The organism is Thermodesulfobacteriota bacterium, from assembly GCA_030583865.1.
Taxonomy (GTDB): Bacteria; Desulfobacterota; GWC2-55-46; order GWC2-55-46; family GWC2-55-46; genus UBA5799.
Genome location: CP129479.1, coordinates 2,287,452 through 2,314,049 on the forward strand (window position 1 = coordinate 2,287,452; position 26,598 = coordinate 2,314,049).

At 58.5% G+C, this 26,598-nt stretch carries 21 protein-coding genes; 3 read left to right on the top strand and 18 right to left on the bottom strand.

What is annotated here, in order from left to right:
- Positions 1–33 precede the first annotated feature (33 nt).
- Both QY316_10880 and aspS read right to left on the bottom strand, forming a co-directional pair.
- Entirely contained in the window at positions 34–717 is a 684-nt protein-coding gene (locus tag QY316_10880; protein ID WKZ32406.1) for a hypothetical protein, read from the bottom strand.
- Between the two features lie 228 nt (positions 718–945).
- Positions 946–2,745, bottom strand: coding sequence for an aspartate--tRNA ligase (gene aspS / locus QY316_10885; protein ID WKZ32407.1), 1,800 nt, complete (start codon positions 2,743–2,745; stop codon positions 946–948).
- 427 nt (positions 2,746–3,172) lie between these two features.
- On the opposite strand from aspS, the gene QY316_10890 reads away from it, so the two are divergent.
- The 3 genes from QY316_10890 to QY316_10900 are packed head-to-tail and all read left to right on the top strand — an operon-like array spanning position 3,173 to position 4,575.
- The gene (locus QY316_10890) at positions 3,173–3,556 is read left to right on the top strand and encodes a cytochrome c3 family protein (protein WKZ32408.1); all 384 of its coding nucleotides are present in this window, start codon (positions 3,173–3,175) and stop codon (positions 3,554–3,556) included.
- A 12-nt stretch (positions 3,557–3,568) separates the two neighbouring features.
- Positions 3,569–4,228, top strand: coding sequence for a cytochrome c3 family protein (locus QY316_10895; protein WKZ32409.1), 660 nt, complete (start codon positions 3,569–3,571; stop codon positions 4,226–4,228).
- A 5-nt stretch (positions 4,229–4,233) separates the two neighbouring features.
- On the top strand, positions 4,234–4,575 hold the full coding sequence (locus QY316_10900; protein WKZ32410.1) for a cytochrome c3 family protein: 342 nt from the start codon (positions 4,234–4,236) through the stop codon (positions 4,573–4,575).
- A gap of 52 nt (positions 4,576–4,627) precedes the next feature.
- Here the strand turns inward: QY316_10900 and pgl are convergent, their stop codons facing one another.
- The 16 genes from pgl to QY316_10980 all read right to left on the bottom strand — a co-directional run bounded on the left by pgl (position 4,628) and on the right by QY316_10980 (position 26,441).
- Positions 4,628–5,365 (bottom strand): 6-phosphogluconolactonase, encoded by a 738-nt coding sequence (gene pgl / locus QY316_10905; GenBank protein WKZ32411.1) that lies wholly within the window; start codon positions 5,363–5,365, stop codon positions 4,628–4,630.
- A 10-nt stretch (positions 5,366–5,375) separates the two neighbouring features.
- Complete coding sequence (glk, locus tag QY316_10910; protein ID WKZ32412.1) at positions 5,376–6,407, bottom strand: glucokinase; 1,032 nt, start codon at positions 6,405–6,407, stop codon at positions 5,376–5,378.
- On the bottom strand, positions 6,397–7,959 hold the full coding sequence (zwf, locus tag QY316_10915; GenBank protein ID WKZ32413.1) for a glucose-6-phosphate dehydrogenase: 1,563 nt from the start codon (positions 7,957–7,959) through the stop codon (positions 6,397–6,399). The genes glk and zwf overlap by 11 nt, the downstream gene beginning before the upstream one ends.
- Positions 7,960–8,035: 76 nt before the next feature.
- Positions 8,036–8,944 (bottom strand): decarboxylating 6-phosphogluconate dehydrogenase, encoded by a 909-nt coding sequence (gene gnd, locus QY316_10920; GenBank protein WKZ34116.1) that lies wholly within the window; start codon positions 8,942–8,944, stop codon positions 8,036–8,038.
- Between the two features lie 24 nt (positions 8,945–8,968).
- The gene (locus tag QY316_10925; GenBank protein ID WKZ32414.1) at positions 8,969–11,815 is read right to left on the bottom strand and encodes a bifunctional transaldolase/phosoglucose isomerase; all 2,847 of its coding nucleotides are present in this window, start codon (positions 11,813–11,815) and stop codon (positions 8,969–8,971) included.
- Between the two features lie 176 nt (positions 11,816–11,991).
- Positions 11,992–14,043, bottom strand: a complete 2,052-nt coding sequence (gene tkt / locus QY316_10930; protein WKZ32415.1) for a transketolase — start codon at positions 14,041–14,043, stop codon at positions 11,992–11,994.
- A gap of 131 nt (positions 14,044–14,174) precedes the next feature.
- Complete coding sequence (locus tag QY316_10935; GenBank protein ID WKZ32416.1) at positions 14,175–14,846, bottom strand: DUF502 domain-containing protein; 672 nt, start codon at positions 14,844–14,846, stop codon at positions 14,175–14,177.
- The gene (locus QY316_10940; GenBank protein ID WKZ32417.1) at positions 14,843–15,223 is read right to left on the bottom strand and encodes an aspartate 1-decarboxylase; all 381 of its coding nucleotides are present in this window, start codon (positions 15,221–15,223) and stop codon (positions 14,843–14,845) included. Before QY316_10940 ends, QY316_10935 begins: the two co-directional genes overlap by 4 nt.
- 21 nt (positions 15,224–15,244) lie before the next feature.
- A complete protein-coding gene (gene panC, locus QY316_10945) occupies positions 15,245–16,093 on the bottom strand; it encodes a pantoate--beta-alanine ligase (protein WKZ32418.1) in 849 nt (282 codons plus the stop codon).
- 327 nt (positions 16,094–16,420) lie between these two features.
- On the bottom strand, positions 16,421–17,221 hold the full coding sequence (panB, locus tag QY316_10950; GenBank protein ID WKZ32419.1) for a 3-methyl-2-oxobutanoate hydroxymethyltransferase: 801 nt from the start codon (positions 17,219–17,221) through the stop codon (positions 16,421–16,423).
- A gap of 388 nt (positions 17,222–17,609) precedes the next feature.
- Positions 17,610–18,251, bottom strand: a complete 642-nt coding sequence (locus tag QY316_10955) for a deoxynucleoside kinase (protein WKZ32420.1) — start codon at positions 18,249–18,251, stop codon at positions 17,610–17,612.
- A 117-nt stretch (positions 18,252–18,368) separates the two neighbouring features.
- A complete protein-coding gene (rsmA, locus tag QY316_10960) occupies positions 18,369–19,226 on the bottom strand; it encodes a 16S rRNA (adenine(1518)-N(6)/adenine(1519)-N(6))-dimethyltransferase RsmA (protein ID WKZ32421.1) in 858 nt (285 codons plus the stop codon).
- 52 nt (positions 19,227–19,278) lie between these two features.
- Positions 19,279–20,301, bottom strand: a complete 1,023-nt coding sequence (gene tsaD / locus QY316_10965; protein ID WKZ34117.1) for a tRNA (adenosine(37)-N6)-threonylcarbamoyltransferase complex transferase subunit TsaD — start codon at positions 20,299–20,301, stop codon at positions 19,279–19,281.
- Between the two features lie 249 nt (positions 20,302–20,550).
- Positions 20,551–21,681, bottom strand: coding sequence for an aminotransferase class V-fold PLP-dependent enzyme (locus tag QY316_10970; GenBank protein ID WKZ32422.1), 1,131 nt, complete (start codon positions 21,679–21,681; stop codon positions 20,551–20,553).
- A gap of 333 nt (positions 21,682–22,014) precedes the next feature.
- Positions 22,015–24,915: a PAS domain S-box protein gene (locus tag QY316_10975; protein ID WKZ32423.1), complete on the bottom strand. Its 2,901-nt coding sequence runs from the start codon at positions 24,913–24,915 to the stop codon at positions 22,015–22,017.
- Positions 24,915–26,441, bottom strand: coding sequence for a YifB family Mg chelatase-like AAA ATPase (locus QY316_10980; protein WKZ32424.1), 1,527 nt, complete (start codon positions 26,439–26,441; stop codon positions 24,915–24,917). Before QY316_10980 ends, QY316_10975 begins: the two co-directional genes overlap by 1 nt.
- Between the last annotated feature and the right edge of the window lie 157 nt (positions 26,442–26,598).

The window sequence follows — 26,598 nt, forward strand, 5'->3', positions numbered from 1 at the left end:
CAAATACAAGCTGGTTACGCTAAGACAAGAGAATTACTCGAAACGCACCCGTTGATAATTTGGCATTACTTTGATTTGTGCAAAAAAAGCGTCAGCAAATTCGACAACAGAACTAATTGCCCAAAAAGCACAACCCGCTCCGAGGCATTTGTCAGGGAAAAAAGGATTTCCGCTATTTTTCATCATTTTATTTTCAGGAAAATATGATTTCAAAGAATCGCCCAATTCGTGTGGAATATCACTACAGACATCCTCTGGCATGAAATGAACAAGCGTATTACGTAATTTTATTACTAAAGCGACCTCTTGGAATGGAGTTTTTCCTTTATCGAATGGCTTTAGCCCACAACATTCCATTGCTATATTATATTTTTCAAGTATTGATTTATGTATTCTTCGTGATCCATAAAACCATTCTTTCCACTTCGCTCCGAGTAAACCTATTGCTTTTTTACTGAGCGGTTCGATATAACTCAAATCCTTCTTATCTGTGGCATCTTGGTATAATTCATTAATGGCAGATTCAAGAAAAGCCACAGAGGAAAGAATAGTTCCATTAATCAACGCTCGATGTCTAATATCAAATTTTGATTTTTCTCCCGAGTGCATTTTTTCCAATGCTTGCGCTTCATCAGCAAACATCCTTGCTGCCCAAAGATGATGGCTTGAAAAATAATTTCGCATTGAAATGCGAAGTTCAAAAATGTCACTACTCATATTATAAATGGCATTATCAAAACCTTAAATCAGCCGGGTAGGGTACGCTGTGCGCACCATCGATGTGAGCCCGCCTGAGATTGCTTCGGGGCCTCGCCCCTCGCAATGACGACCTGAATCTCCCCCTTTTTCTAAAGGGGGACGAAGGGGGATTTGTTATGGTGCGCATAGCGCACCATAACAAGATAATCTCCACCGTCTCCTCTTTAAAAAAGAGGGGCGTTTTTCCTACGCCCCCGTCTTCTCCGCCTGCCTCTTGGCTACCCTTATAAAGAGATCGTCGAGCTGCTTCTGGTCCACTACCGACGGCGCGTCGCTCATGAGGTCAGTGCCCTTCTGCGTCTTGGGGAAGGCTATTACGTCCCTGATGGACTCCGATCCCGTCATTATGGCGAGTATCCTATCGAGGCCGAAGGCTATGCCGCCGTGCGGGGGCGTGCCGAACTTCAATGCATCTAGGAGGAAGCCGAACCTTGCCTTTGCCTCCTCCTCGGCTATGCCGAGCATCTTGAATACACGGGCCTGCACGTCGCTCCTGTGTATCCTTATGGAGCCGCCTCCTATTTCGCTGCCGTTCAATACGAGGTCATAGGCCTTTGCCCTGACGCTAAGGGGCGCGCTCTCCATCCTGTCGATGTCCTCGTCCATCGGAGAGGTGAATGGGTGGTGGACAGCCACGTGCCTCTTCTCGGCCTCGTCGTACTCGAACATCGGGAAGTCGGTCACCCAGACGAAGCTCGTGCCCTCTTTCGGGATAAGGCCGAGCCTTCCGCCGATGTTGAGCCTCAAGCGCCCGAGCACGGTATTGGCTATCGAGGGCTTATCCGCCCCGAAGAGGAGGAGGTCGCCTGTCGCCGCGCCAGTGGCCTTTGCTATGCCTTCCTTTTCCGCGTCGCTCAGGAACTTGGCGATGGGCGACTGCCAGCCTTCTTCGGTTATCTTCACCCAAGCGAGCCCCTTTGCGCCGAAAGAGACGGCGAACTCGGTGAGGTCGTCGAGGTCCTTCCTCGAAAAAGAGGCCCCGCCCTTTACGCATAGCGCCTTCACGATTCCGCCTTTCGATACTGCGTCCGCAAAGACCTTGAAGCCCGAGCCTGAAAGGAGGGTCGAAAGGTCGACGAGCTCGAGGCCGAACCTGACGTCAGGGTTATCCACCCCGTACCTGCCGATTGCTTCCGAATAGGTGAGCCTCGGGAAAGGCGGCTTAAGCTCCACGCCCGCCTCCTTGAAGAGCCGCACGATAAGCCCTTCCATCAGGGCCATCACGTCTTCCCTGTCCACAAAGCTCATCTCCGCGTCTATCTGCGTGAACTCGGGCTGGCGGTCCGCGCGAAGGTCCTCGTCCCTGAAGCACTTGACTACCTGGAAGTACCTGTCGAACCCGGCTATCATCAGTATCTGCTTAAAAAGCTGCGGCGACTGCGGCAGGGCGAAGAAGCTCCCGGGGTTAAGCCTGCTCGGCACGAGGAAGTCCCTCGCGCCCTCGGGGGTGCTCTTCGTAAGGACAGGTGTTTCCATCTCGATAAAGCCGTTCTCCGCGAGATAGTTCCTGGCGGCCATGGCCACCCTGTGCCTCAGCATCAGCTTTTTCTGCAGCTCTGGCCTCCGGAGGTCGAGGTACCTGTATGTGAGCCTCGTCGTCTCGGACACGTCGGTGTCGTCCTCTATCATGAAGGGGAGCGTTTCCGAGTCGTTCAGGATCCTGAGCTCGTGCACCTCTATCTCGACCTCGCCGGTAGGGATGTTCGGGTTGTCCGTCCCCTCCGGGCGCTTCCTTACGAGGCCCTCGATCGCCAGCACGAACTCGTTCCTCAATCCGTGAGCCCTCTTATGCACCTCGTTAGGGCTGTTTGGGCTGAATACGAGCTGCACGATCCCTGCCCTGTCCCTCAGGTCTATGAATATAAGCCCGCCGTGGTCCCTCCTCCTCTGCACCCAGCCCATAAGGCAGGCCTTTTTTCCTATATCGGCCCGGGAGAGATCCCCGCAGTAGGAGCTCCTTCTCCAGCCACCCATTTTCTCAAACAAATCGAATACCTCCTTCAAGCGGTTGTAAATATGATTTTTCAGGCTATCATATACTGTATACGCTACCTCTAAAAATGATTATTTTTCCTGATCTCTGTGTCAGGGCTGAAATAAAAATGCTCACATATTCCCATATATGCTGCGCTTTTTATTTCCGCCCTTCCTTGACCTCAGAAAAAAATTCCTAAATTTTAGAGGCATCTTATAATAAATAGCAACCGTTCCAAAAAACAAGAAAAATCTTGACTGGTCCGCGCCTTCGGGAGCGGAGCGCCTCCGTCATGAGCCTGCCCCATCAAGAGCCATAAAATTATACGGCAAAATCCATTTTTGTCTTGACAGTAAGTACGTACTCAGGGCTATAATGCAACTTCTGTAACCCCAAAAAAGCCCATATCCCAGGGAAACATACACAAGGAGGCACCCGATGAAGAGAACGCGCTTCTGGACTCTCCTCCTGGCTTGTATCGGTATGGCCGCAGGGTTGCTCGTTCCGGGCAGCGGCCAGGCGGAATACGGGGACATAGTCCTCAACAACAAGTCAGAGAGCATGCAAAAGGCCGGAGTGGACCCGGTCCTCTTTCCGCATTGGTTCCACAGGATCAGGTTCAAGTGCAAGGTTTGCCACGAGGACATATTCATCCTCAAAAAGGGCGCCAACGACATCAACATGGCCGCCATAATGAGCGGCGAGTTCTGCGGCAAATGCCACAACGGACTGGTAGCCTGGGAGCCTCTTTATTGCGACAGGTGCCATAGCTACAAAGGCGATCCGGCGGCGGCCGGCGCTCCAAGCAGGATTTCCGAATAAAGGAGGATTGAGATGAACGCATCTTCATTCAGAAAATTGAAGGTCGCTCTCCTCTGCTCGCTTGTGGCGGTAATCGGCTATACTTTCGCCGGCACGGTCGCCGACGCGGCGCAGACAAAGAGGCAGCAGCCACCAGCATCCAAGGAAACGGCGCCTCCGCCAAAGATAGACCCCAACGACCCGTCGAGCGTCATCTACCTCGACAGCGCCGGGAAGCCGGCAGGCATAGGCGACCCGAACAAGCCCGCGAGCGAGGCCTTCAAGGCCGGCATGGGCTGGCACCCGCAGGCCCTTTCAGCCGCAGGGCTCCCCAAGGACAGGTACGGGCTCGTCGACTGGGCGAAGCTCGTGAGGCAGAACATAATAAACCCCAAGCACTCGCTCGACCCGGCCGAGGAAGAGGCCCCGCCCCTTAAAATGGACGTGGTGATACCGGCCAAGGGCGACTTCGTGGACGACGTCATATACCCGCACGAGATGCACACCTACTGGCTCAAGTGCGACGTATGCCATCCCCAGATATTCGTCCCCGCAAGGGGCGCGAACGAAATGACGATGGTGGGCATAGTTAAGGGCGACTGGTGCGGCAGGTGCCACGGGAAGGTGGCCTTCCCGCTCACGGACTGCAATAAGTGCCATTCCGTGCCCAAGAACAAGGCCTCGAAGAAGTAATCCGTATGCGGCCAGGCTTGATCGCGTTCGTAGCTGCCCTGGCGATGGCACTGCCGGGAACCGTACCGGCGGCGGCCGTTGGAGACATAGTGCTCGACTCCAAATCAGGGAGCATGGGCAAGGCGGGCGTCGGGCCGGTCGTTTACCCGCACGCGCTTCACGAGAAGCTCTATAAATGCGCCGCATGCCACCCGAAGATTTTCAAGGAGAAGGCCGGCGCGACAGAGATGTCGATGAAGCTCAACATGGAGGGCAAGCTCTGCGGCTCTCCGAACTGCCACAACAGCGAGAAGGCCTTCCCGCTTTACAATTGCGTCAAGTGCCATACCAAAGCAGGGGCGAAGTGATCCGCCCCTGCTTTTTTTCATCCCTTCGCTGAAATCCTCTCATAATGCGCTTTTAATTGGATTGTTCCCCCAGGAGGGCCGCCGCCTCCCTGTCAACATGCCACACGACCTCCCTGGCTTCGACCAGTCCGGCCGGACCGGCCCCCGGCGCTTCGCCCCGCAGGACGTCCCTCAAGGCCGCAGCCTTGTCCCAGCCGGAGGTGAGGAACATTGCCTTGCGGGACTCCCTGAGGGCGCTTATGGTGAGCGTCACCCTCCACGAGCCGAGCATGCTTACGTAGTTCTCGGTGACGAGCCTTTCCTTCTCTCCGAGGGCATTTGTCCCCTGGAAGACTGAGAGCGTGTGGCCGTCTGCGCCGAGTCCCAGGAGCACGAGGTCGAAAGGGGGCGGCTTTCCGGGGCCGAGGCTGAAAAACGACCGTATCTCGTCCTCATAGGCCCGGGCAGCCTCTTCCGGGGGGAGCTCCCCTTTTATGCGGTGGATGTTTTCGGGAGGTATCGCTATCCGGGAGATGAGGCTTTCGCTTGCCGCCTTGAAATTGCTCTCGTCGCTCTCGGGCGGGACGCACCTTTCGTCGCCCCAGAAAAGGTGCACGCGGCTCCACTCGATCTTGTCGCGGTATTCCGCGCCAAGGAGCTCGTACAGCGCCCTGGGGGTCCTTCCGCCCGAAAGGACTGCCGTAAAAAAGCCCCTCTCGCGGACGGCTGCCCTGCCGGCATCATGGAATATCGAGGCGGCACCCCTTGCAAGCTCCTTTACCCCGCGGTGGATGACAAGGCCTTTTCTCATCCGCGTCCCCCTACTTCCCGTTGGCCCCGATTATCCTCTCGGCCCTTTCCCCGGCGAGAAGGGCCGCGTAGCTCGCCGCGCCCATGAGCCCGGTCCTGTCATTGAGGATCACACGGACAGGGATGCCTGCCATGAAATCCCTGAACCTGCCCTTGTCCCTGAAGGCTTCGAGGAACCCGCCTTTCTTTAACGCTTCGATTATCTTCGGAGCGATCCCTCCGCCGATGTAGACCCCGGCAATCGAAAGGGCCTTCAAGGCCAGGTTTCCCGCCTCCGCGCCGTATACAGAGACGAAAAGGGCAAGGGCTTCTTTACAGTCCGCGTCCGTGCCGTTTATCGCCTCGTCCGATATAACTGGAGCAGCGCCTTCGGCTTCCATCCTCGCCCGAAGGCGCTCAGGCGGCTTCCTGTCATTTTTCGCAAGCAGGAACTCGTATATGTTCGCGAGGCCCGGGCCTGAGACTATCCTTTCATAGCTCACGTGCCCGTACCTGGGAATGAGGTATTGAAGCAGCCCTATTTCAATGTCGTTCCTCGGGCCGAAGTCCGTGTGCCCGCCTTCGGAAGCGGACGGCCTGAACCCCTCTGCTTCCCTCACGAGTATCGCCTCTCCGAGCCCCGTTCCGGCGGCTATGAGCGCCGCGTTTCCGGGCCCTGCGGCCCCCTCCTGCAAGGCTAAAAAATCAGCCTTGCCCAGCAGCCCTACGCCCCATCCCAGGGCCTCGAGGTCGTTTATGAGGCCGAGCTTTTTGAGCCCGAACCTTTTCTTAAGCCCCTCGCCGTCAACTACCCAGCCGAGGTTCGTGAGAGTGCAGCGGTTCCCGATAATCGGGCATGCGAGCCCGAGGGCCGCGCCCTCGACCTTCGGGGCCTCGCCCTCCTCCAGGAACTCGCCGAGTATGGCCTCCGGCCCGGAGTAGCGTTCGTTGGAGTATACGCTTTCTCTTATGGAGGAGAGCGCACCTGCGGAGAGCGCGTAAAGCGCCATGTAGGTCTTTGTGCCGCCTATGTCTCCGGCGAGGACGAGCCGCTCACCCTTCATAGTTCACCCAGGCCCTCCCGTCCCTTGCCATCATCCTTTCCGCCTCGGCCGGGCCGAAGCTCCCGGCCCTGTAAAGGTGGAGGTCCGATCTTCCGGGACCCTTGCCGTCCGCGCGGTCGAGTGCCGGGCCGAGCCAGCTCCAGCTGAGTTCCATTCCGTCCCTCCTTACGAAGAGCATCTTGTCGCCAGTCATGCAGTCCATGAGCACTCTCTCGTAAGCGTCGAGCACCAGCCCCTGATAGCCGGAGAGGTATGAAAAATCCATGACCACGTCCCTCAGGCAGACCCTCGACCCCGGGTTCTTGGCGTGGAACTTGAGCTGTATCCTCTCGTCCGGCTGTATCCTCATTATGAGGGCGTTGGGGCCTATCTCGCCGGGGAAAACGCCCCTGAACATGAGGTGCGGCACGTTCTTGAACTGAATGGTTATTTGCGTGAAGCGGCTCCTGAGCCTCTTCCCCGAGCGGAGGTAAAAAGGGACCCCCTGCCATCTCCAGTTGTCTATGTGCGCCTTCATGGCGGCGAAGGTCGGCACGATCGAATGGCTGGAGACCCCCTCCTCCTCGGTATACCCTTTCACGTGCCTGCCCTCTGATTCGCCTTCCACATATTGCCCGAGGACAAGCGATTCGTCGAGCAGGCTGTCGAGCGGACGGATCGCCCTCAAAAGCTTCACCCTCTCGTCCCTGACAAGTTCGGACGAGTAGACCGAGGGCGGCTCCATCGTGACAAAGGAAAGGACCTGCAGCATGTGGTTCTGGAAGATGTCCCTCAAGACCCCCGACTCCTCGTAGAAGCCCGCCCTCTTTCCTATGCCGATGGATTCCGCCACGGTTATCTGGACGTGGTCTATGAAGTGCCTGTTCCAGACCGGCTCGAATATGGCGTTCGCGAACCTGAACATCATTATGTTCTGGACGGTGTCCTTGCCGAGGTAGTGGTCTATCCTGAAGACCTGCCCTTCGCGGAGGCAGCGGCCCACGGTCTCCTCGAGGGCGAGAGCGCTTGCGAGGTCCCTGCCGTGGGGCTTCTCGATGACGAGCCTCACCCAGCCGCCCTCCTCTCTGAAAAGGCCCGCGCCCGCGGTGGACTCTATGATGTCGGAGTAGACCGATGGAGGGGTGGCGAGATAGAACATCCTGTTCCCGCCGGTCCCGTACTCCCCTGCCTTCTCGTGAAGGAACGCCTTGAGCGCGCCCAAGGACGCGCTGTCCCCGTAGTCGGCCCTCCTGTAATAAAGCCTGCCGGCGAATTCGGCCCATGCGGACTCGTCGAAGTTGCCGGCCTTCTTCACCGCCTTTTCCATCTCGGCGCGGAAAGAGCCGTCGTCGAGCTCGGTCCTCGCGACCCCGAGCATGAAAAAGTTACTGGAAAGGAGCTTGTTCCTGAAGAGGAAAAAGAGGGCCGGGAGGAGCTTCCTTTTCGTAAGGTCGCCGGAGGCCCCGAATATCACCATCGCGCACGGGTCCGGGGCCGTCTCCTCGCAGGGCTGGCCCGTTGCGGCGACCTTGCCGATCCTTATGGCCGGGCGCCCTTCTGAACTGTCGTCCATCTTCACCTGTTTTCCATCGGATTATTCGCTAACGGGTTTTCCGAGTATCCAATAGCTTGCTGAAAAAACTCCGTTTTTATTCAGGGACGCGCTTTACGGCATGGCCGCCGAACTCCTCCCTCAAGGCGGCAAGGAGCTTTTCTCCAAAGGGCTCCTCCTGCCTGGAGCGGAACCTCCGCATGAGTGACTCGGTTATGGCCGGGATGCTTACGCCCATGTCCACCGCCTCCTTGACCATCCACCTGCCCTCGCCAGAGTCCTCGACGTATCCGATTATGGATTCGAGCCCGTCTTCCTTATCAAAAGCGCTCTCAAGGAGCTCCAGCAGCCATGACCGCACGACGCTTCCCCTGTTCCAGAGGCGCGCAAGCTCAGCGTTCCTGATTCCCTCGCCGTACGGAGAGGCCTTTATGAGCTCGAAACCTTCCGCATAGGCCTCCATGAGGCCGTATTCTATCCCGTTATGCACCATCTTCATGAAATGCCCTGCGCCGACCTCTCCGCACCAGAGATAGCCTCCGGGCGGGGCGAGGGTCTTAAGGACCGGCTCCAGGACTTCGAACGCGGCCCTCTCACCGCCTATCATCGTGCAATAGCCTTTTTCGAGCCCCCATATGCCTCCGCTTACGCCGGCGTCCACGTAACGAAGCCCGAGCGGCTTTAGACCCTCGGACCTCCGGAGGTCGTCCTTGTAATATGTATTCCCGCCCTCCACCACCATATCTCCGGATGCCAGGAGCGGCTTAAGAGACTCTATGGTGTCGTCCACTGGCCTGCCTGCCGGGAGCATCATCCAGACGGTCCTCGGCCTCGGGAGCTTATCGACCAGTTCGGCGAGCGAATATGCGCCCTCGATGCCTTCCGCCTCGGCGCTCTTCGTCGCCTGTGCCGTCCTGTTGTAGCCGACAACCCTGTGCCCGCCCCTCGCGAGCCGCCTGGCCATGTTGAGCCCCATGCGGCCCAGGCCTATCATGCCGACGTCCATCATCCCTCCCGGTGCATCGCTTTTTTATTGAGCGCTCTTGAGAAGAGACTCGAATTCCCTGAGGCACCCTGTGCCGGGTTCCTTCATGTCAACGAGCGCGACCCTCAGGCCCTTGGAGTCGAGCGCCTCCATGTCGCCGTAGGCCTGCGAGAGCTCAAGCTCTGAAAAGCTGAAATTGCTCCCAGGCACTTTAATGTCATCCCCGGGCCTGTGGCAGAGGATGAGGAACACGCCGCTACGCGGCCCGCCCTTATGCAGCTGCCCTGTAGAGTGCAGGTACCTCGGCCCGTACCCGAGCTGGACCGCCGCGCCCGTCATCTCTCTCAGCGTTCTCCTCAGGCTTTCAAGCCCCGCTCCTATCCCGGTGTCAGAGGGGTTGTAATAGGCGAGGAGGCCTATGTAGTCGCCCGCCCCTACCAGGCCCACGAACTCCTTGAGCATCTTTCCAGGGTCGGAATCAACGGCCCCGAGCTTATCGAAGGTGTTCCTCCCGAGGCGCACCCCGAACCTTTCCGCCTCAGTGCCGATGCCGGGAGGCTTGAGCCCGTCGGGTTTCCCGATGCTGTTGAGCCTAGATATGGTAAGCTTCTTGGCGAGCTCTACATCAGGCTGGTCAAAGGGGTTTATGCCGAGTATCTGCCCGGCTACTGCCGTAGCTATCTCCCACCTCAGGAACTCGCCGCCGAGCTCGTACTTGCTCTCGAGCCTGAAATCGATGATGGGATGCCCGTCCTCGGCCAGCCGTTTCAAGGCCCGTCCGCGCTCGGCGTCCTCTTCTCCGAGCGTGATGGATATGAAGACCCTGTCGTTCCCGTAGCTTCCCGGGTCCCCGAGCGGCTCGCCCACGACTGGCACGAGCCCCTTCCCCTCCTTGCCGGTGCTCTCCGCTATGAGCTGCTCAAGCCACATGCCGAACGGCGCTATCTCTTTCGAGATGAAAAAAGTGAGCTTGTCCCTTCCGAGCCTCCCGAGCGTGCCGAGCGCGGCACCGAGCATGAGGACCGGGTTCTCGTCGGTCGCGCACGGATGGACCGCCGCCTCCACCCTCGATGCGTGCTCAAGGAGCATTGTGAGGTCCATGCCAATGAGGCCGGCTGGAACGAGCCCGAAATATGAAAGCACTGAGAACCTGCCGCCTATGTCGCTCGGGTTCGTGAATAGCTTCCTGAAACCGTACTTCCGGGCAAAGCCCTCCAACGGCGTGCCGGGGTCGGTTATGGCGATAAAGCTCTTCCCTGCCGCCTCGCCCATGCCTGAAGACAACTTATCGTGGAAGAACTCGAATAGGCTCAGAGGCTCTATGGTCGAGCCGGACTTGCTCGACACGATAAACAGCGTCCTCTCCGGGTCGATGGCCCTTGCGACCGAGCTTACGGCCTCCGGGTCGGTAGAGTCCAGGACCGTAAGCCCGGGATACCCCGGGGCGCTGCCGAAGGCCTCGGCAAAGACGAGAGGAGCGAGGCTCGACCCGCCCATGCCTAAGAGGACCGCGTCCCTGAAGCCCGCCTCCTTCACCTCTTTCGCGAAGCCTTCTATCTCGCCTATATGGTCGTCCATTATCTCGGCCAGGGCCACCCAGCCGAGCGCGTCCTTTATGAGCTTCCTGTCCTCGGGCCCCGTCTTCCAGAGGGTGGGGTCCTTGGCCCAGAGCCTCTCAAGGAAGTTTTCGCTCCCGACCTCCTGGAGCGCCTCGGAGACGGCTGCCTCGAACCCGTTCAGGGAAAACCTAACGGCAAACGCCTTCTTTCTTTCCAGCGCCTCCCTTTTAGCGGCTATCGAGGAGAGTATGCCGATATAGGAGACGGAGAAGGCGTCTATGCCCTCCTTTTCGAGCCTGTCGGTCGCCGCCCGGTAGTCGATGCCGAGGGACTTTATCTCCTCGAAGACCTTTTCCGGGCCGTCGAACTCCTCGACGAGGGCCGGCTCGGCCTTGCCGTGGTCGTAGAAGGCGAGCATCGTATGGAGCGGCATGGTGTTCACCGTGCCGCTCATGACGAGCTCCTCGACGTATTTGACATCAGAATAGCGCGGGTTCTTGGTCCCGGTGCTCGCCCAGAGGAGCCTCTGGGGCCTTGCACCTGCGTCCTTCAACTTCCTGAACCTCTCCCCCGAGTATATCTCCCCGAATTTGAGATAGGCGAGCTTCGCGTTGGCAACGGCCACCCTGCCGAGAAGGGATTTGAAGTGCGCCTTCTCGTCATTCGATTTTGAGCGCTCTATCCTTTCCTCCATTGTCCTGTCGAAAATGGAATCGACCCTGCTCACGAAAAAACTCGCCACACTCGATATGTTGTCCACCGGCAGGCCGTTCGAAAGCCTCTTCTCAAGCCCCCTTATGTAGGCGTCCGCTACCTCCGCGTACCGGTCGACTGAGAAGAGGAGCGTGACGTTTATGTTCCGGCCTTCGAGCGTAAGCTCCTCGAGCGCCTTCAGACCCTCGACGGTGCCCGGCACCTTTACCATGACGTTCGGCCTGTCCACGGCCTCAAAAAGCCTCCTCGCCTCGTCGATGGTCGAGCCCGCGTCCCCGGCAAGCCTCGGGTCGACCTCGATGGAGACGAACCCGTCGATGCCGCCCGTGGCCTTTGAGGACTCGGCCATGACGTCGGCAGCCAGCCTTATGTCCCTCGTAACCAGCCTTTCGAGTATGGCGTCGTCGTCGAGGCCTTCCTTGAGGAGCCTGCGGATGTCCTCGTCGTACTCGGTCGTCCCAGCTATGGCCCTCTCGAAGGTATTTGGGTTCGAGGTCACGCCCGATACGGCGTACTCGTCCATGAAGCGCTTGAGCTCCCCTGAGGTGACGAGGCCCTTCCGGAGGTTGTCATACCAGACGCTCTGGCCGATCTTGTTAAGCTCTATCAAGGGGTTCATAAAGGACTCCTGGACCGGAAAAACTCCTCCGGAAAAGAACGGGGCCCTCAGCAAGGCGCGCGCAACCGCCCGCCCCGCAAGGGACTTTCGATTAAAGGCAAGAAGGACCTGGGAAACGGATATACAGAAGGCCGGTTTAACTTTTTCAGGGCCTGCTGTAAACTATAGCAGGGATATCAGATTCCATCAACAAACCGGCCCTTTTTGGCGTTGAGAAGGGCCAGCGCCTTTTCGGCGACGTTTCCGGCAGTGAGGCCGTATTTCTCGAAGACGATTTTGTAGGGGGCGGATGCGCCGAAACGGTCTATGCCTATTACAGCCCCGTCGATGCCGGTGTACCTGTGCCAGCCCATTGGCGAGGCCGCCTCAACCGCGACCCTGACCCTTACATCCTGAGGGAACACGCTTGATTTATAGGCATCGTCCTGGGCCTCAAAGAGCTCCCAGCTCGGCATGTTCACGACCCTCGCCCTGACGCCCCTCTTCGAGAGGTCCTCGTAGGCGGCGACCGCAAGTTGCACCTCGGAGCCGGTTGCCATGATGATGACCTCGGGTTTGCCTTCCCTGGGGTCGGCCAGCACATAGGCGCCCTTCGAGAGGCCTTCCGCCGGGGCGTATTTCGTCCTGTCTATTACGGGCACGCCCTGCCTCGTGAGCACGAGCGCGGTGGGGCCGGTCTCGTTAAGGAGCGCGGCCTTCCATGCCTCGGCGGTCTCGTTCGCGTCAGCGGGCCTTATTACGGTCAGGTTCGGAATGGCCCTGAGGCCCGCGAGCTGCTCGACGGGCTGGTGGGTGGGGCCGTCCTCGCCGAGGCCGATGGAGTCGTGCGTGAAGACATAGACGACCTGGAGGCCCATGAGGGCCGCAAGCCGTATCGCGGGCTTCATGTAATCGGAAAATATGAGGAAAGTAGCGCCGTAGGGCACCACTCCCTTTGTGAGGGCCATTCCGTTAAGGAGCGAGCCCATCGCGTGCTCGCGGACGCCGAAGTGGAGGTTCCTGCCGACCCCAGTGGGGAGGAAGTTACCCATGCCCTTCATGAGGGTGTTGGTCGAGGGCGCAAGGTCGGCAGAGCCGCCTATGAGGAACGGCGCGCTCGCCGCTATTGCATTAAGCACCTTGCCGGAGGCGCTCCGGGTGGCCACTGCGCCGTCCTTTTCCGCGAAGGACGGCAGTTTCCCCATCCATGCACTGTCCCGCGTCCCGTTCATTATCGCCCTGACTTCGCGCCCCTCCTCCGGGTATTCCTTCTCGTATTTTTCGAGCATGGAAAGCCATTCCCTCTCAAGGGCCTCTCCCCTGGGGAGCAATTCCCTGAAGTCCTTCAAGACCTCCTCGGGGATGAAGAACTCGGGCTCGAGCGGCCAGCCGAGCTTCTCCTTGGTGGCCCTTACCTCGTCCTTGCCTAATGGCGCGCCGTGCACCTCGGCGGTGTCCTGCTTGCCGGGGCTCCCGAAGCCGATGATGGTCCTCGCGATTATTATGGAAGGCCTCGTGCGCTCTTCTTTTGCCGACTCTATCGCAAGGGCGATCGCTCCGAGGTCGTTTCCGCCTACGTGCTGCACGTGCCAGCCGAGCGCCTCGAACCTTTTCCCCGCGTCCTCGGACATGGAGAGGTCGGTCTTGCCCTCGATGGTTATCCTGTTGTCCGAATAGAGATATATTATATTCCCGAGCTTGAGATGTCCGGCGATGGAGGCCGCCTCGTTCGAGACGCCTTCCATTATATCGCCGTCGCTGCATATGGCGTAGATGTCGTAGTCGAAAAGCGGATAGCCGGGCCTGTTGAACCTGTGCGCGAGGTATTTCTGTGCCATCGCCATGCCGACGCCGTTAGCGAAACCCTGGCCAAGAGGGCCGGTCGTCGTCTCTATCCCGATTTTCGGGTCGTGCTCGGGGTGGCCCGGCGTGTGGCTCCCCCACTGCCTGAACCTCTTTATCTCGTCGATCGGGAGCGGATAGCCCGAGAGGTGTAGGAGCGCGTAGAGGAGCATGGAGCCGTGTCCGGCTGAGAGGACGAACCTGTCCCTTGCGGGCCACTGGGGGTTCGAGGGATTATGCCTCAAGATGCGCCTCCAGAGGACATATGCCATGGGAGCGTCCCCCATCGGCATCCCGGGATGGCCGGAATTGGCGGCCTCGACTGCGTCGACTGCAAGGAAGCGCAATGTATTTATGGACATTTCGTCAAGGGGTTCGAATTTGTAGGAACGTGGTCTCTTTTCCATCAGGTCCTCTTAAAATCGGGTATTCTGAAAAGATTGCATATTATCAGATCCGGCCAAAAAGACAACGTAAATTTGCGCATTTCAAGCGGAATGTTCTGGCCGAAATTATGCTTTGGGATTATAGATGTGGATCAGGGGATATTGCCTGCAGCGTCCTTGGCTGCCGGGTTCTGCACGACCACCTTGAGCCCGTTCTTGCCCTCAGGAGGGGCGACCATGCCGCCTGTCATTATGACCTTGAACGCGTCCTCCACCGACATGTCGAGGAACACGACCTCGTTCTCCGGGATGACGGCGAAATAGCCGGATGTGGGGTTCGGGGTTGTGGGGATGAAGACGCATATGGAAGGCTCCGAGGTCTTGCACTTTATTTCCCCGCAGGTGACCCTGCTGGTCATGAAGCCCATGGAGAATAGCCCTTTCCTGGGGAACTCCACCAGCACGACCTGCCTGAAGCCCTGGTTCCCGTGGGTAAAAAAAGTCTCCATGAACTGCTTGGTGGCGTTATATATCATTCTCGCCACAGGCACTTTGAGCATTATCCTCTCGGCGAACTCAAGGACCCTTTTCCCAAGGAAGTTGGTTGCAAGGACGCCGATTATGATTATGCTCAGGACGGTAAAGATTATGCCGAGGCCCGGTATGTGGAAAGGCAGATAGGTGTGCGGATGCACAACCTTCGGGAGCAGGTTCAGCATGCTGTCCATGAACCTGACTATGAGCGAGACGACGTAGATGGACAGGTAAAGGGGCACCACCACCAGAAGCCCGGTAATGAAATAGCCTCTCAGGTGTTTTGTCATAGGCAGTGGGCCGCCAGCTCAGCGCTTATCTTCTTAATAGAGTTCTTTTCGTCGACGTAGACGAGAACAGGCGCGTGCTTCCTGGCCTCGGACTCCTCAAGGACAGAATAGCTCGCTATTATGACCAGGTCCCCCCTGGCGGCAAGGTGGGCCGCGGCCCCGTTTATGGAAATAACGCCGCTCCCCCGCTCGCCTTTTATGGCATAGGTGGTAAGCCGGTTTCCGTTCCGGATGTTGTATATCTGGACCTGCTCGAACTCGTAGATTCCGGCAGCTTCCATAAGGGCCTCGTCGATAGCGACCGAGCCCTCGTAATCGAGGTTGGCGTCAGTGACGGTGGCCCTGTGAATCTTGCTCTTGAGCATCATCCGCTGCATCTTGTAGAAATGTCCTCCCTTTTATTGCACGAGCTTCGTGTTGTCTATGAGCCTCGCCTTCCCTATCCTGACCGCGAGGAAAAGAACGGAGCCGCTTGACGTAATTTCGGTATCCTCAAGCGATTCGCCGTCGCACACCCTGATATATTCTATCACGGCTAGAGGCTCTCCCTCTATGATTTTTTTCACTTTTTCGATGATTATCCGGCTTTCCCGCACCCCGGCCCCTACCGCCTCGCGGGCCGCCGTAATGGAGGCCGGGATGGCGCGGGCGGCCATCCTCTCAACAGGCGTAAGATACGAATTACGTGAGCTCATGGCCAGGCCGTCAGCCTCCCTTACGGTTTCTACCCCGATTATTTCAACGGGAAGGTCGAGGTCCCTGGCCATTTTCCGTATTACCCTGAACTGCTGGAAGTCCTTCAGCCCGAATACGGCCTTTTGAGGCTGGACCGCGTTAAAGAGCTTCAGGACGACCGTCGCGACCCCCCTGAAGTGGCCGGGCCTTGCCGCCCCGCAGAGCTTCTCCGACAGCCCCTCTACCTCGACCCACGTACTGAACCGGGGGGGGTACATCTCACCGGCGTTCGGCGCGAATACGATATCCACGCCCTCTTCGGAGGCTGTCTTCAGGTCCCGGTCAAGGTCCCTCGGATAGGACGCGAAATCCTCTGCCGGGCCGAACTGGGAAGGGTTTACGAAAAGGCTCATCACGAGGAGGCCCCCCTCGGCCCTGCCCTTTTTGAGGAGCGCCCTGTGGCCGTCGTGGAGATACCCCATTGTCGGCACGAGGACGACCGCCTTCCCCTTTGAACGCGCCTCGCTGGAGGCCTCGCGCATATCTCTTATACTGGTTACGACTCTTGTCATATACGACAAAGCACCTTAAAATTTCTTCCCTAATAAATAGCAAAATCAAAAAGTAATTCGGGCTGCTCAAAAAGCTCAAGATGCAAGGAGTCGAAAAATGAGGGATGAGGCGTACTTTCTTTGTACGCCGCAGTGACGAATTTGAAGACGACGCCTTGAAGCGGGCTTTTTCAGCAGCCTGCTAATGGCAACCTCTAAAAATTCGAGAATTTTCCCGCAATCGAGGAAGACAGGGAATAAAAAGCGGAGCATATATTACAATATGTGAGCATTTTTATTCACGGCCTGACAAAGAGTCCGGGAAAAAGATCAATTTTTCGAGGTTGCCTAATACGAATGCTCCTTTGAGGGAAACCTCTCCTCCACAACGTCCTTTATATACTCGGTAGCCGCAAGGAAGATGAGATTCCTCAAGTCCGCATACCTCTTCACGAACCTCGGGACCTTCTGCCCGGTGAGCCCGAGCATGTCGTTCACCACCAGCACCTGCCCGTCGCAGTGCGGTCCCGCGCCTATGCCTATGGTCGGTATGCCGAGCCTTCCGGTTATCTCCCTTGCGAGCCCCGAGGGCACGCCTTCGAGGACTATAGAGAAGGCGCCCGCCTCCTCCACGGCAAGCGCGTCCTCGAGTATCTCCTCGGCCTCGTCTTTTGTCTTCCCCTGCACCCTGTAGCCGCCCATCCTGTGGACCGACTGGGGCGTAAGCCCCACGTGGCCCATCACAGGCACGTCCATGCCCGTTATGGCCCTTATGGCCTCCGCGGCCCGTCTTCCGCCTTCGAGCTTTACCGCCTCTGCCCCGCCCTCCTTGACAATCCTCGCGGCGTTCCTCCGTGCGTCGTCAATGGAGGCCTGGTAAGAGCCGAAGGGCATGTCGCTAACGACGAGCGCGTTGGTCCTGCCCCTCGCTACGGCCCTCGTATGGTAGATTATCTCGTCAACGGTCACGGGGAGGGTGGTCTCGTAGCCAGCCTCGACCATGCCCGCCGAATCTCCCACCAGTAATAGCGGTATCCCGGCCTCGTCCAGTATGCTTGCGGTCGCGAAATCATAGGCAGTAAGGACGGGTATCTTCCTCCCGTCCTTCTTCATTTTCAGGATTTCCGCTATCGTGTACTTCTTCATCATCTGGACCCGCCGCTTTCTGGTTGAGAGGGTGTTGAAAAACACCCTGCCAGGCAATCCACGGATGGATCGCCAGATTACGAAGACTTTCCAAGTCGAGCAGTTTGTGAGGCCTGGGCGGATTCATTCCGGCCAAGCCGTGTTGAAAAAATCCAGAAGGACTTTTTCAACATCCTGCCGGTGGCTTACTACTGCGCCTCTTATTATTCAATCCCATTATCCGGGTTATTGCAAGGGGAATGGGGTACATGCACGGCCTCTACCTATGTATGCTGAAGGCCAAAAAGCTCCGGTATTCCCTTTTTTCAAGCCAGGCCGCCGGCAATCCGGTATTATAAACCAATGCCGACACTGGTACAATATCCCCAATACGGGTCAAAAAAGGGTGGGTTTACCTTGAGGCGACTGGGATATAGTGCTGGGACCCGCCTCTTATGGACCTTATTTCCTTGACAAGGCTTGCGAGGTCGGCGGGGTTGTTGACGAAATCTATGTCGGTCGTGTTTACGACAAGAAGGGGCGTGTCGCTGTAATAGAAGAAATACCTGTTGTAGGCGTCGACGAGCTTCTCAAGGTAGTCCTCCCTGACATGCTTCTCGTAATCTATGCCCCTGCCGGCTATCCTTTCAAGGAGCACCCCTGTCGAGGCCTGGAGGTATATGACGAGGTCCGGCTTCGGTATCCTCGTATCGAGGAGCCTGTAGACCTGCTCGTAGAGGCATAGCTCGTTCTCGTCGAGGTTCAGGTAGGCGAATATCCTGTCCTTGGCAAAAAGGTAGTCCGCGACCACCGATGTCTTGAAGAGGTCCTGCTGGAACATCTCTTTCTGCTGCTGGTAGCGGCTCAGGAGAAAGAAAAGCTGGGTCTGGAACGCGTATTTCTTTATGTCCGAGTAGAACCTGGGGAGGAACGGGTTATCGTCGACCGCCTCGAGGAGGGTCCTCCCTCCGAGCTCCTTTGCAAGGAGCTCGACAAGGCTCGATTTGCCGACCCCGATCGGGCCCTCTATGGCTACGTATTGCGATTTTTCCATTAAGTCTCGGGGATGAAACCTGGCTGAAATCCAGCTGGTTTTCGGGAATCCGGGAATCGAAGCAGAGACAAGTTATCTCAGGGGCAGAAAAAAGTCAAGAGCGTATAAAGACTGATTTTACGCGCCCGGCCCGGCCTTTTTCCTTTCCAGTAGGGCGCGCGTAAGCCGCCCGAAATCATTCAAATCGAGGGTCTCGCCGCGCCTTCCGGGGTCTATCCCGGCCTCCTTGAGGGCCGCCTCGATGTCCGGCTTTTGAAGGCCGGTTAATGCGAGCGAATTTATGAGCATCTTGCGCCGTGTCCCGAACGCCGCCCTCACGGTTGACTTGAAAAACCGCTCGTCTTCAATTGGCACCTTCGGCGAGTCCAGCACCCTGAAGCTCAAAACCGTCGAGTCGACCTTCGGCTTCGGGAAAAAGAGCCTGGCAGGCACGTCGAATTCCCTTTTTACTTCAGTATACGCCTGCGCAAGTACGGAGAGTATGCCGTAGTCGCGGCTCCCTGGCCCGGATACGATCCTGTCGCCGACCTCCTTCTGGAACATGAGCACCATCACCGTGAAGGCATCCCTCTCGTCGAGGAGCTTTGCGAGGACCGGCCCCGAGATGTAATAGGGCAGGTTGGCGACGAGCTTTAGCTTCCCGTGCCGCTCTCCCAACTCCCTGCCCAGTTCCCGGAACGACAGCTTCAAGGCGTCGCCCTTTATGACCTCGACCCTGTCCGCCGGGAACCTCTCCCTTAAGCCGTCGGCCAGCTCCTCATCCACCTCTATGGCGAGGACCCTTGCCCCTGCTTCGACGAGCGCCTCGGTAAGCGCGCCTCTTCCCGGGCCTATTTCCAGGACCAGTTCGCCTTCCGAGACTTCCGCGGCTGAGACTATTTTCCTTACGATATTCTTATCGGTAAGGAAGTGCTGCCCGTACCTCTTCTTTGGCCTTGCCGGACGTGTGCCGCCTTTACGCGTGGCTGAAGACATAAAAAACCCTTTCAAAGGGGATGCTGCTTCGAAAAAAAGCCCTGCGCCCTGGTCAGAACCCCTCCCAGGTTGGTTTTGCGTTCATGTCGAGCCCCGCAAGCCGGCCTTTCCTGATCTGGTGAAAGCCGAGGGACGCGACCATCGAGGCGTTGTCTGTGCAATATTTTGGCGGCGGAATGAAAAGCCTGAGCCCCTCTTCTTCGGCCATCTCCGCAAGCCTTGCCCTGAACCGCGAATTCGAGGCCACGCCCCCGGCTGCCACGAGGTCTTTTGCGCCCGTAGCCCGGAGGGCCCAGAGCGCCTTTGTTACGAGGGCGTCTACGACCGCCTCCTGGAAGCTCGCCGAAAGGTCTTTTAAATGCGCCTCCGTCGGCGGCCCGTCGAGCTTCCTGACATGGGTTAGCATCGAGGTCTTGAGCCCGCTGAAGCTGAAGTCCAGGCTGCCCTTGCCCATGAGCGGCCTGGGGAAATCGATCGCCCTCCTGTCGCCCTCCCGGGCGAGCCTGTCTATTGCCGCGCCCCCGGGATACCCGAGCCCCAGTAGCTTCGCCACCTTGTCGAAGGCCTCGCCCGCAGAGTCGTCAAGGGTCTGGCCGAGCACCCTGTAAGAGGTAACGTCCTCGAAGAGGAGCAGTGTCGTATGCCCGCCGGAGACGATGAGCGCGACAAAGGGGAAGCCCGGCCCCTCGCCCTCTCCCTCTCTTTCCGTAAGGAAGGCCGCGTGCGCGTGCGCCTCGATATGGTTTACGCCGGTAAGCGGAAGCCCCCTTGCAAGCGAAAGCGACTTGGCGAAGGAGAGGCCTATGAGGAGCGAGCCCACGAGCCCGGGGCCCTGCGTAACGGAGATGCCGTCGATATCGTCGAGAGTCTTCCCGGCTTCAGACAGGGCTTCTTCCACAACGGGCACTATTGCTTCTATGTGCCTCCGCGACGCAAGTTCAGGGACAACGCCCCCGTATTTCGCGTGGACGGACTCCTGCGACGCGACCACCGACGAGAGCACGACCCGGCCATTGTGCAGGACTGACGCGGCCGTGTCGTCGCACGAGGATTCTATGCCGAGGATTATCATAATGGCGTGCGTTTTCCCGATTTCGTACTAACAGCTTGCTGAAAAACTCCGTTTTTGTTCAGGCTGCTCAAAAAGCTCCAGATGCGAGGCCCCATCAGGAACAGGGGAGCGAGGAATGAGGCGTACTTTTCGTGTACGCCTTCGTAGCCAGCGACGTAGCCTTCGAAGCAGATGGACTTTTTCAGCAGCCTGCAAGGGCATGATAACCGAGGAGGGGGGCCGATATCCAGCCTTAAAGCGGCAAGGGGCTGGCTATCTCGACGCCAGCTTTTTTACGGCCCGTATGAGCGCCTCTATCTCTTCTTCGGTCGTGAAATATCCTGGGCTCACCCTTATCGAGCCTTCGGGCCAGGTGCCTGCCTGCCTGTGCGCCTCGGGCGCGCAATGCGTGCCGCACCTCGCCATTATGCCGAACTCCTGGTCGAGCCTGAGCCCGGCCTCGGAGGGAGACACGCCCTCAATATTGAAGGAGACGAGCGCGGTTCTCCTGGACGCGTCCCGGGGCCCTGTGATGGAGACCTTGTCTATGCCTGAAATGCCCCTTAGGACCATGTCCACGAGATCCTCCTCCCTGGCTTTTATCCTGGGAAGCTTTTCGGAAAGGAGGAACTCAACGCCCGCGCCGAGGCCGCCAATGCCCGGGGTATTGTGGGTCCCGGCCTCGAGCCTCTCGGGGAGCTCCGCCGCGTGCGCGCCCTCGCCACCCGAGCCTCCATCGACCAGGGGCTCGGGCTCGATGCCCTCTTCCACGTAAAGAAACCCTGTGCCCTGCGGGCCGAAAAGGGCCTTGTGTCCGGTCGCGGCCAGGACATTCACCCCCATGCCCCTCACGTCCAGCGGCATGGCCCCCATCGTCTGCGCGGCATCGGACATGAAGACAACCCCCTTCCTCTTGCAAATCTTGCCGATTTCATCGAGGGGCTGTATGGCGCCGAATACGTTCGAGGCGTGGGAGATTACTACCATCCTTGTATTCCGCCTGATGGCCGCCCCTATCGAGGCGGGCGAGAGGAACCCCTCCTCATCCGGCGCTACCCTTGTCGCCTCCACCCCGGACTTTTCAAGTCTCAGGACGCACCTTGCGACCGCGTTGTGCTCGAAGGTGGAGGTGACAAGGTGGTCGCCGGGCTTCAAGAGCCCTTTAAGCGCGATGTTTATGGCCTCGGTAGCGTTCTTGGTGAATACTATCCTCGACGAGTCCGGGATCCCCATGAGCATGGCAACGGACTCCCTGGCCCTGAATACTACGCGGCTCGCCTCTATGGCAAGTGTGTGGCTCGCCTTCCCGGGGTTGCCGCCCTTTTCCCTAAGGACCTCGTTGATCCTCTGGTAGACCGATTCCGGCTTGGGGAATGAGGTGGCGGCATTGTCGAGGTAAATCATGAGATGACCTTTCTTGAGGAAAAACCCTGATGGAAATTCCAAAACAGGCGGCTGTTACTCAACAGGCTGCTGAAAAACTATTTTAGCCTGTCATTCTGAGCGAAGCGAAGAATCTCGGCGCTAATAAGATCAATGAATCTACGAGATTCTTCGTCGCCTTCGGCTCCTCAGAATGACAGCTCTCGGGATTTTTCCCGCAATCGAGGAAGGCCGGGAATAAAAAGCGGAGCATATATGATTAATTTGTGAGCATTTTTATGCCCGGCCTGACAAAGAGTCCGGGGAAAAGATCAATTTTTAGGGGTTGCCTTATTAAATGATAGCACCTTTTTTCTACCCCTTGCCTCCCTGCTCATTCCCGCCGTCGCCTACGACCTTCTTTACGACCTTGCTGAACTCGGCCACCCTGTAGGGCTTGGCCATTACGGCCGAGAACCCGAACTTCCTGTAATCCGCCATTATCGGGTCTTTGGAGTAGCCGCTTGACACTATGGCCCTTACGCCGGGGTCTATCTCCTTAAGCTTCTGCATGGTCTCCATGCCGCCGAGGCCGCCGGGGACCGTCAAGTCGAGTATGACTGCGTCAAAAGGCCTGCCCTCGTCCCTGGCCTTCATGAAAAGCTCTATCGCCTCGCCGCCGCTTACGGCGAAGACGGCCTCATATCCGAGGAGCTTGAGCATCTCTCCGGAGACGTCACGTATAAGCTCCTCGTCGTCCATGACGAGGACCCTGCCCGCGCCCTTTACTACCGTGTCGTCGGAGGCCGCATCAACAGGCTTCCCCGCCGACGCGGGCAGGTACACGTGGAACGAGGAACCCTCGCCAATTTCAGAGTCCACGCCTATGTGGCCGCTGTGCTTCTTTATTATGGAATAGGTGACCGATAGCCCGAGGCCGCTCGCCTTTTTCCTGGTCGTGAAGAACGGGTCGAAGAGCTTGGGGAGGAGCTTTACGGGAATGCCGGTCCCGTAGTCCCTGAAGGTCGTCTTTATGTATTTGCCTGGCTTAAGCGGCAGGTGCGCCTGCTCGTCCACTTCGATATTCGAGGCGCTCACCCGGAGCCTTCCGCCGTCCGGCATGGCCTGGAGGGCATTGAGGACTATGTTGCTCACGGCCTGGGCCATCTGCCCCTGGTCGACCTCGACCGGCCAGAGCCCGTCCGGGAACGAGTACTCGCAGACCACCTCGGAGCCCCGTAATACCAGGGGCGCGGAGTCCCTCACAATCTGCTCGATCGACGCAGGCTCCCGCACCGGCTCCCCGCCCCGCGAAAAAGTGAGTAGCTGGCGCGTGAGGCTCTTTGTCCGTAAGGCCGCCTTCTCTATCTCATCGAGCACGCCCGCGACCCTGTCAGCGGGCTTCACCAGGTTCTTGGCTATTGAGACGTTCCCCAGTATCCCGAGCAGCAGATTATTGAAGTCATGTGCTATGCCACCGGCAAGGACGCCGATCGAGTCGAGCTTCTGCGCCCTCAGCATCTCGGCCTCGAGCCTCTTGTGCTCGGTAACATCCTGGACAGTGCCGTACATGCGGACGGGCTTCCCTTCGGGGTCCCTCACGACCTCGGCCCGCTCGGTCACGATGCGCTCGGTTCCGTCTGGCCGGAGCACCCTGTGCCGGACATCGTAAGGCTTGCCGTGCTCCAGCGCCTCTTTCACCGCTATCTGCACCTCATCCCTGTCGTCCGGATGGACGAGCGAGAGGAAGGCGTCGTAAGTGGCCTCGAACTCCGCGGCGTCGAGGCCGAATATCCTGAATATCTCGTCCGACCAGTGGAGCCTGTTATTCGGTATGTCCCAGTCCCAGTTCCCGATATGCGCTATGGCCTGGGCCTCCCTGAGCCGCTCCTCGCTCCTTCTCAAGGCCTCTTCGATCTTCTTCCTTTCGGTTATGTCCGTGGAGATGGCGCAGATGGCGCCCGGCAGACCGGGGACCGGGAACTTGACCGAAAGGAAGGTAAGGAGCCTGCCGTCGGGGTTCAAGACCTCCTCCTCGAACTCGACGGGCCTGCCAGCCTCGAGCGCCTTTATGTCGTTCGCCCTGAAGCCCGCCGCGGTCAGCGCCGGAAAGAGGTCACGGTCCCTTAAGCCGAGTATCTCCTCTTTCTTCCTTTTGAACAGGTCCTCGAACGACTTGTTTACGAATATGTGCCTGCCTTCCGAATCCTTGATCAATATCGCCGCGCCCGAGTGGTCGGAGATGATATTGAGCATCTCGATGGACTTCTTCCTCTCGTCCTCGGACCTCTTCCTCTCCAGTTCGAGGGCCGCCCTGAGCGCAAAGAGGCGCATTAGCGCCCTCGCGTCATGCTCCACGACAAGGGGCTTGTCGTCTATGGCCACAAGGAGGCCCAGGGCCCTGCCGTCCGAGCCCACGAGCGGCACGCCCACGTAGCTCTCGGCCTCCATCTGGACGAGATACCGGTCCCGGGGAAAGGCCTCCTGCACGCGGCTCGGGTATGCGCAGAGCTCGCCCCTGGCGACATTTTCACAAGGGGTGCCTTCGAGCGCGTATTCGAAATTATCCGCGAACCGCCCCTTGGCCCAGAACGCCAGGGTTCGGGCCTTCATCCCGCCGACGTGCTCCGCCACGAGCGCGTATTTGAATTCCAGCGCGACGGCGAGATGGCGGACGAGGGTACGCAGGAACTCCTCGCCCGTTACGGACGAGGTCGCCTTCAGGATGGTATGGAGGAGCTCTTCGGTCCTCACCCTCTTCGATATCTGCATCTCGAGGGACCTGTTGACCGACTTCAGCTCGGCCGTGCGCCTCCTGACCTTCTCTTCCAGCTGCTCCTTCGAGGTCCTTATCCCGTCGAGGTACTTCTTCCGCTCGGTAACGTCCCTTTTTACGGCAAGCTTGAGCTTCTCGCCGCCGGCCTGGACCGTCTTGACCGTCATGCCCACCCAGACCTCGGACCCGTCCTTCCTCCTCATCCTGTAGCTCGGGTGAAATACCCCGTCACTACTCCTTATCTCCTCGAAGGCCCTCGGCGCGTCCTCGGGGAAAAGGAGGAGGCTCGTATCCGAGATCATGAGCTCTTCACGCGAGTACCCGAACATCATGCAGCCCGCTGGGTTCACCTCGCGGTATCTCCCGTCCATGCCGATGACGAATATCCCGTCCATCGCGGAATCGAAGATGGCTGAGAGTAGCTCGATATCCGCGCCTCCGGGCCAGCGCTTCGCCTCCGGCTTGCCCGGGGCCTCTTTTATGTCCTTACCGTCCTTCATCAAACGAGCTGCCTGTCGAGGCTCCTGTACTGGATGGCCTCGGATACGTGGTTCGAAAGTATTATTTCCGAGCCGTCGAGGTCGGCTATCGTCCTTGCGACCTTCAATACCCTCGTATACGCCCTTGCCGAGAGGCCGAGCCTCTCGACGGCGGTCTCAAGGAGCTTCGAGGTCTCTCCCTTCACCTCGCAGAACTTCCTTACGAGCCTTGCCGTGAGCCTGCTGTTCGAGAATATGCCCAGGCCCTTGAACCGCTCGGCCTGCGCGGCCCTGGCCCTGTCGACCCTCTCCTTTATGTCCGCCGAGGCCTCCCCGGACCTCGATCCCGAAAGCTCCCTGAACCTCACGGCAGGCACCTCGCAGTGTATGTCTATCCTATCGAGAAGCGGCCCGGATATCCTCGACCTGTACTGCTGCACCTGAAGGGGCGTGCACACGCATTCCTTGTGCGCGTCTCCCAGATACCCGCAAGGGCAGGGGTTCATGGCCCCTATAAGCATGAACTCGGCCGGATATGTGAGCGATACCGCGGCCCGGGAGATGGTGACCTTGCCGTCTTCCAAGGGCTGCCTCAGGACCTCGAGGACGTTCTTCCTGAACTCGGGCAGCTCGTCGAGGAAAAGTACCCCGTTATGGGCGAGGCTCACCTCGCCCGGGCGGGGCACCCGCCCGCCGCCGATGAGCCCGGCGTCGGATATCGTGTGGTGCGGCGACCTGAACGGCCGCTCGGTTACGAGCGCGCTCCCCGGCAGAAGCATTCCGGCCACGCTGTGCACCTTTGTCGTACCGATCGCCTCGTCGAGGGTGAAGTCCGGCAATATCGTCGGGACCCTCTTTGCGAGCATGGTCTTCCCGGAGCCGGGCGGGCCTATCATAAGGACGTTGTGCCCGCCGGCGGCCGCGACCTCAAGCGCCCGCTTTACGTGCTCCTGCCCCTTGACGTCTGAGATATCAAGGCGGCTCCCTGGATCGGCGCTCAAGGCCGCATTTTCATCTATAGTAAAAGGCTCGATGCTGGAATTGCCGTTCAGGAACTCCATAAGCTCCGCAAGGCTCCCTACCCCGAAGACGTCCACGCCCTTCACTATGGCCGCCTCGCTACGGTTCTCCAACGGCAGGATGATTTTTTTACGCAGCTCGCGCGCGAGCACGGCCACGGAGAGCGCCCCCCTTATGGGCCTAATGCCGCCGTCGAGCGAAAGCTCGCCCATTACCAGGTAATCCTCGATCGACTCGCTCTTTATCATGCCTTCGGCTTTGAGTATGCCGACAGCGACCGGCAGGTCGAAGGTGGTCCCTTCTTTCTTGATGTAGGCAGGGGCGAGGTTTACGGTAATCTTCTTGGCCGGGAGCGCATATCCCGAGTTCTTGACAGCGGCCCTTACCCTGTCCTTGCTTTCCTTGACCGCGTTGTCAGGAAGGCCGACCGTTGAAAAGGAGGGGAGGCCCCTTGAAATGTCGACCTCTACCTCTACGAGCAGGGCATCAACTCCGAGCGTAGATGCCGTAAGCACCCTTGAAAGCATATGGCGGAACCCGTCTGAATTGTGAAGGAGCCCAAGTGGAACGGAGGGATATAGTACCAGAAAAAAACGGCTGGTTACAAGCGGAACGGGAGACTGCCCAGGATGAGGCCCAAGCCCTTGATTAACATGCGTTTACTTTAGGGCGCCTCTAAATTAG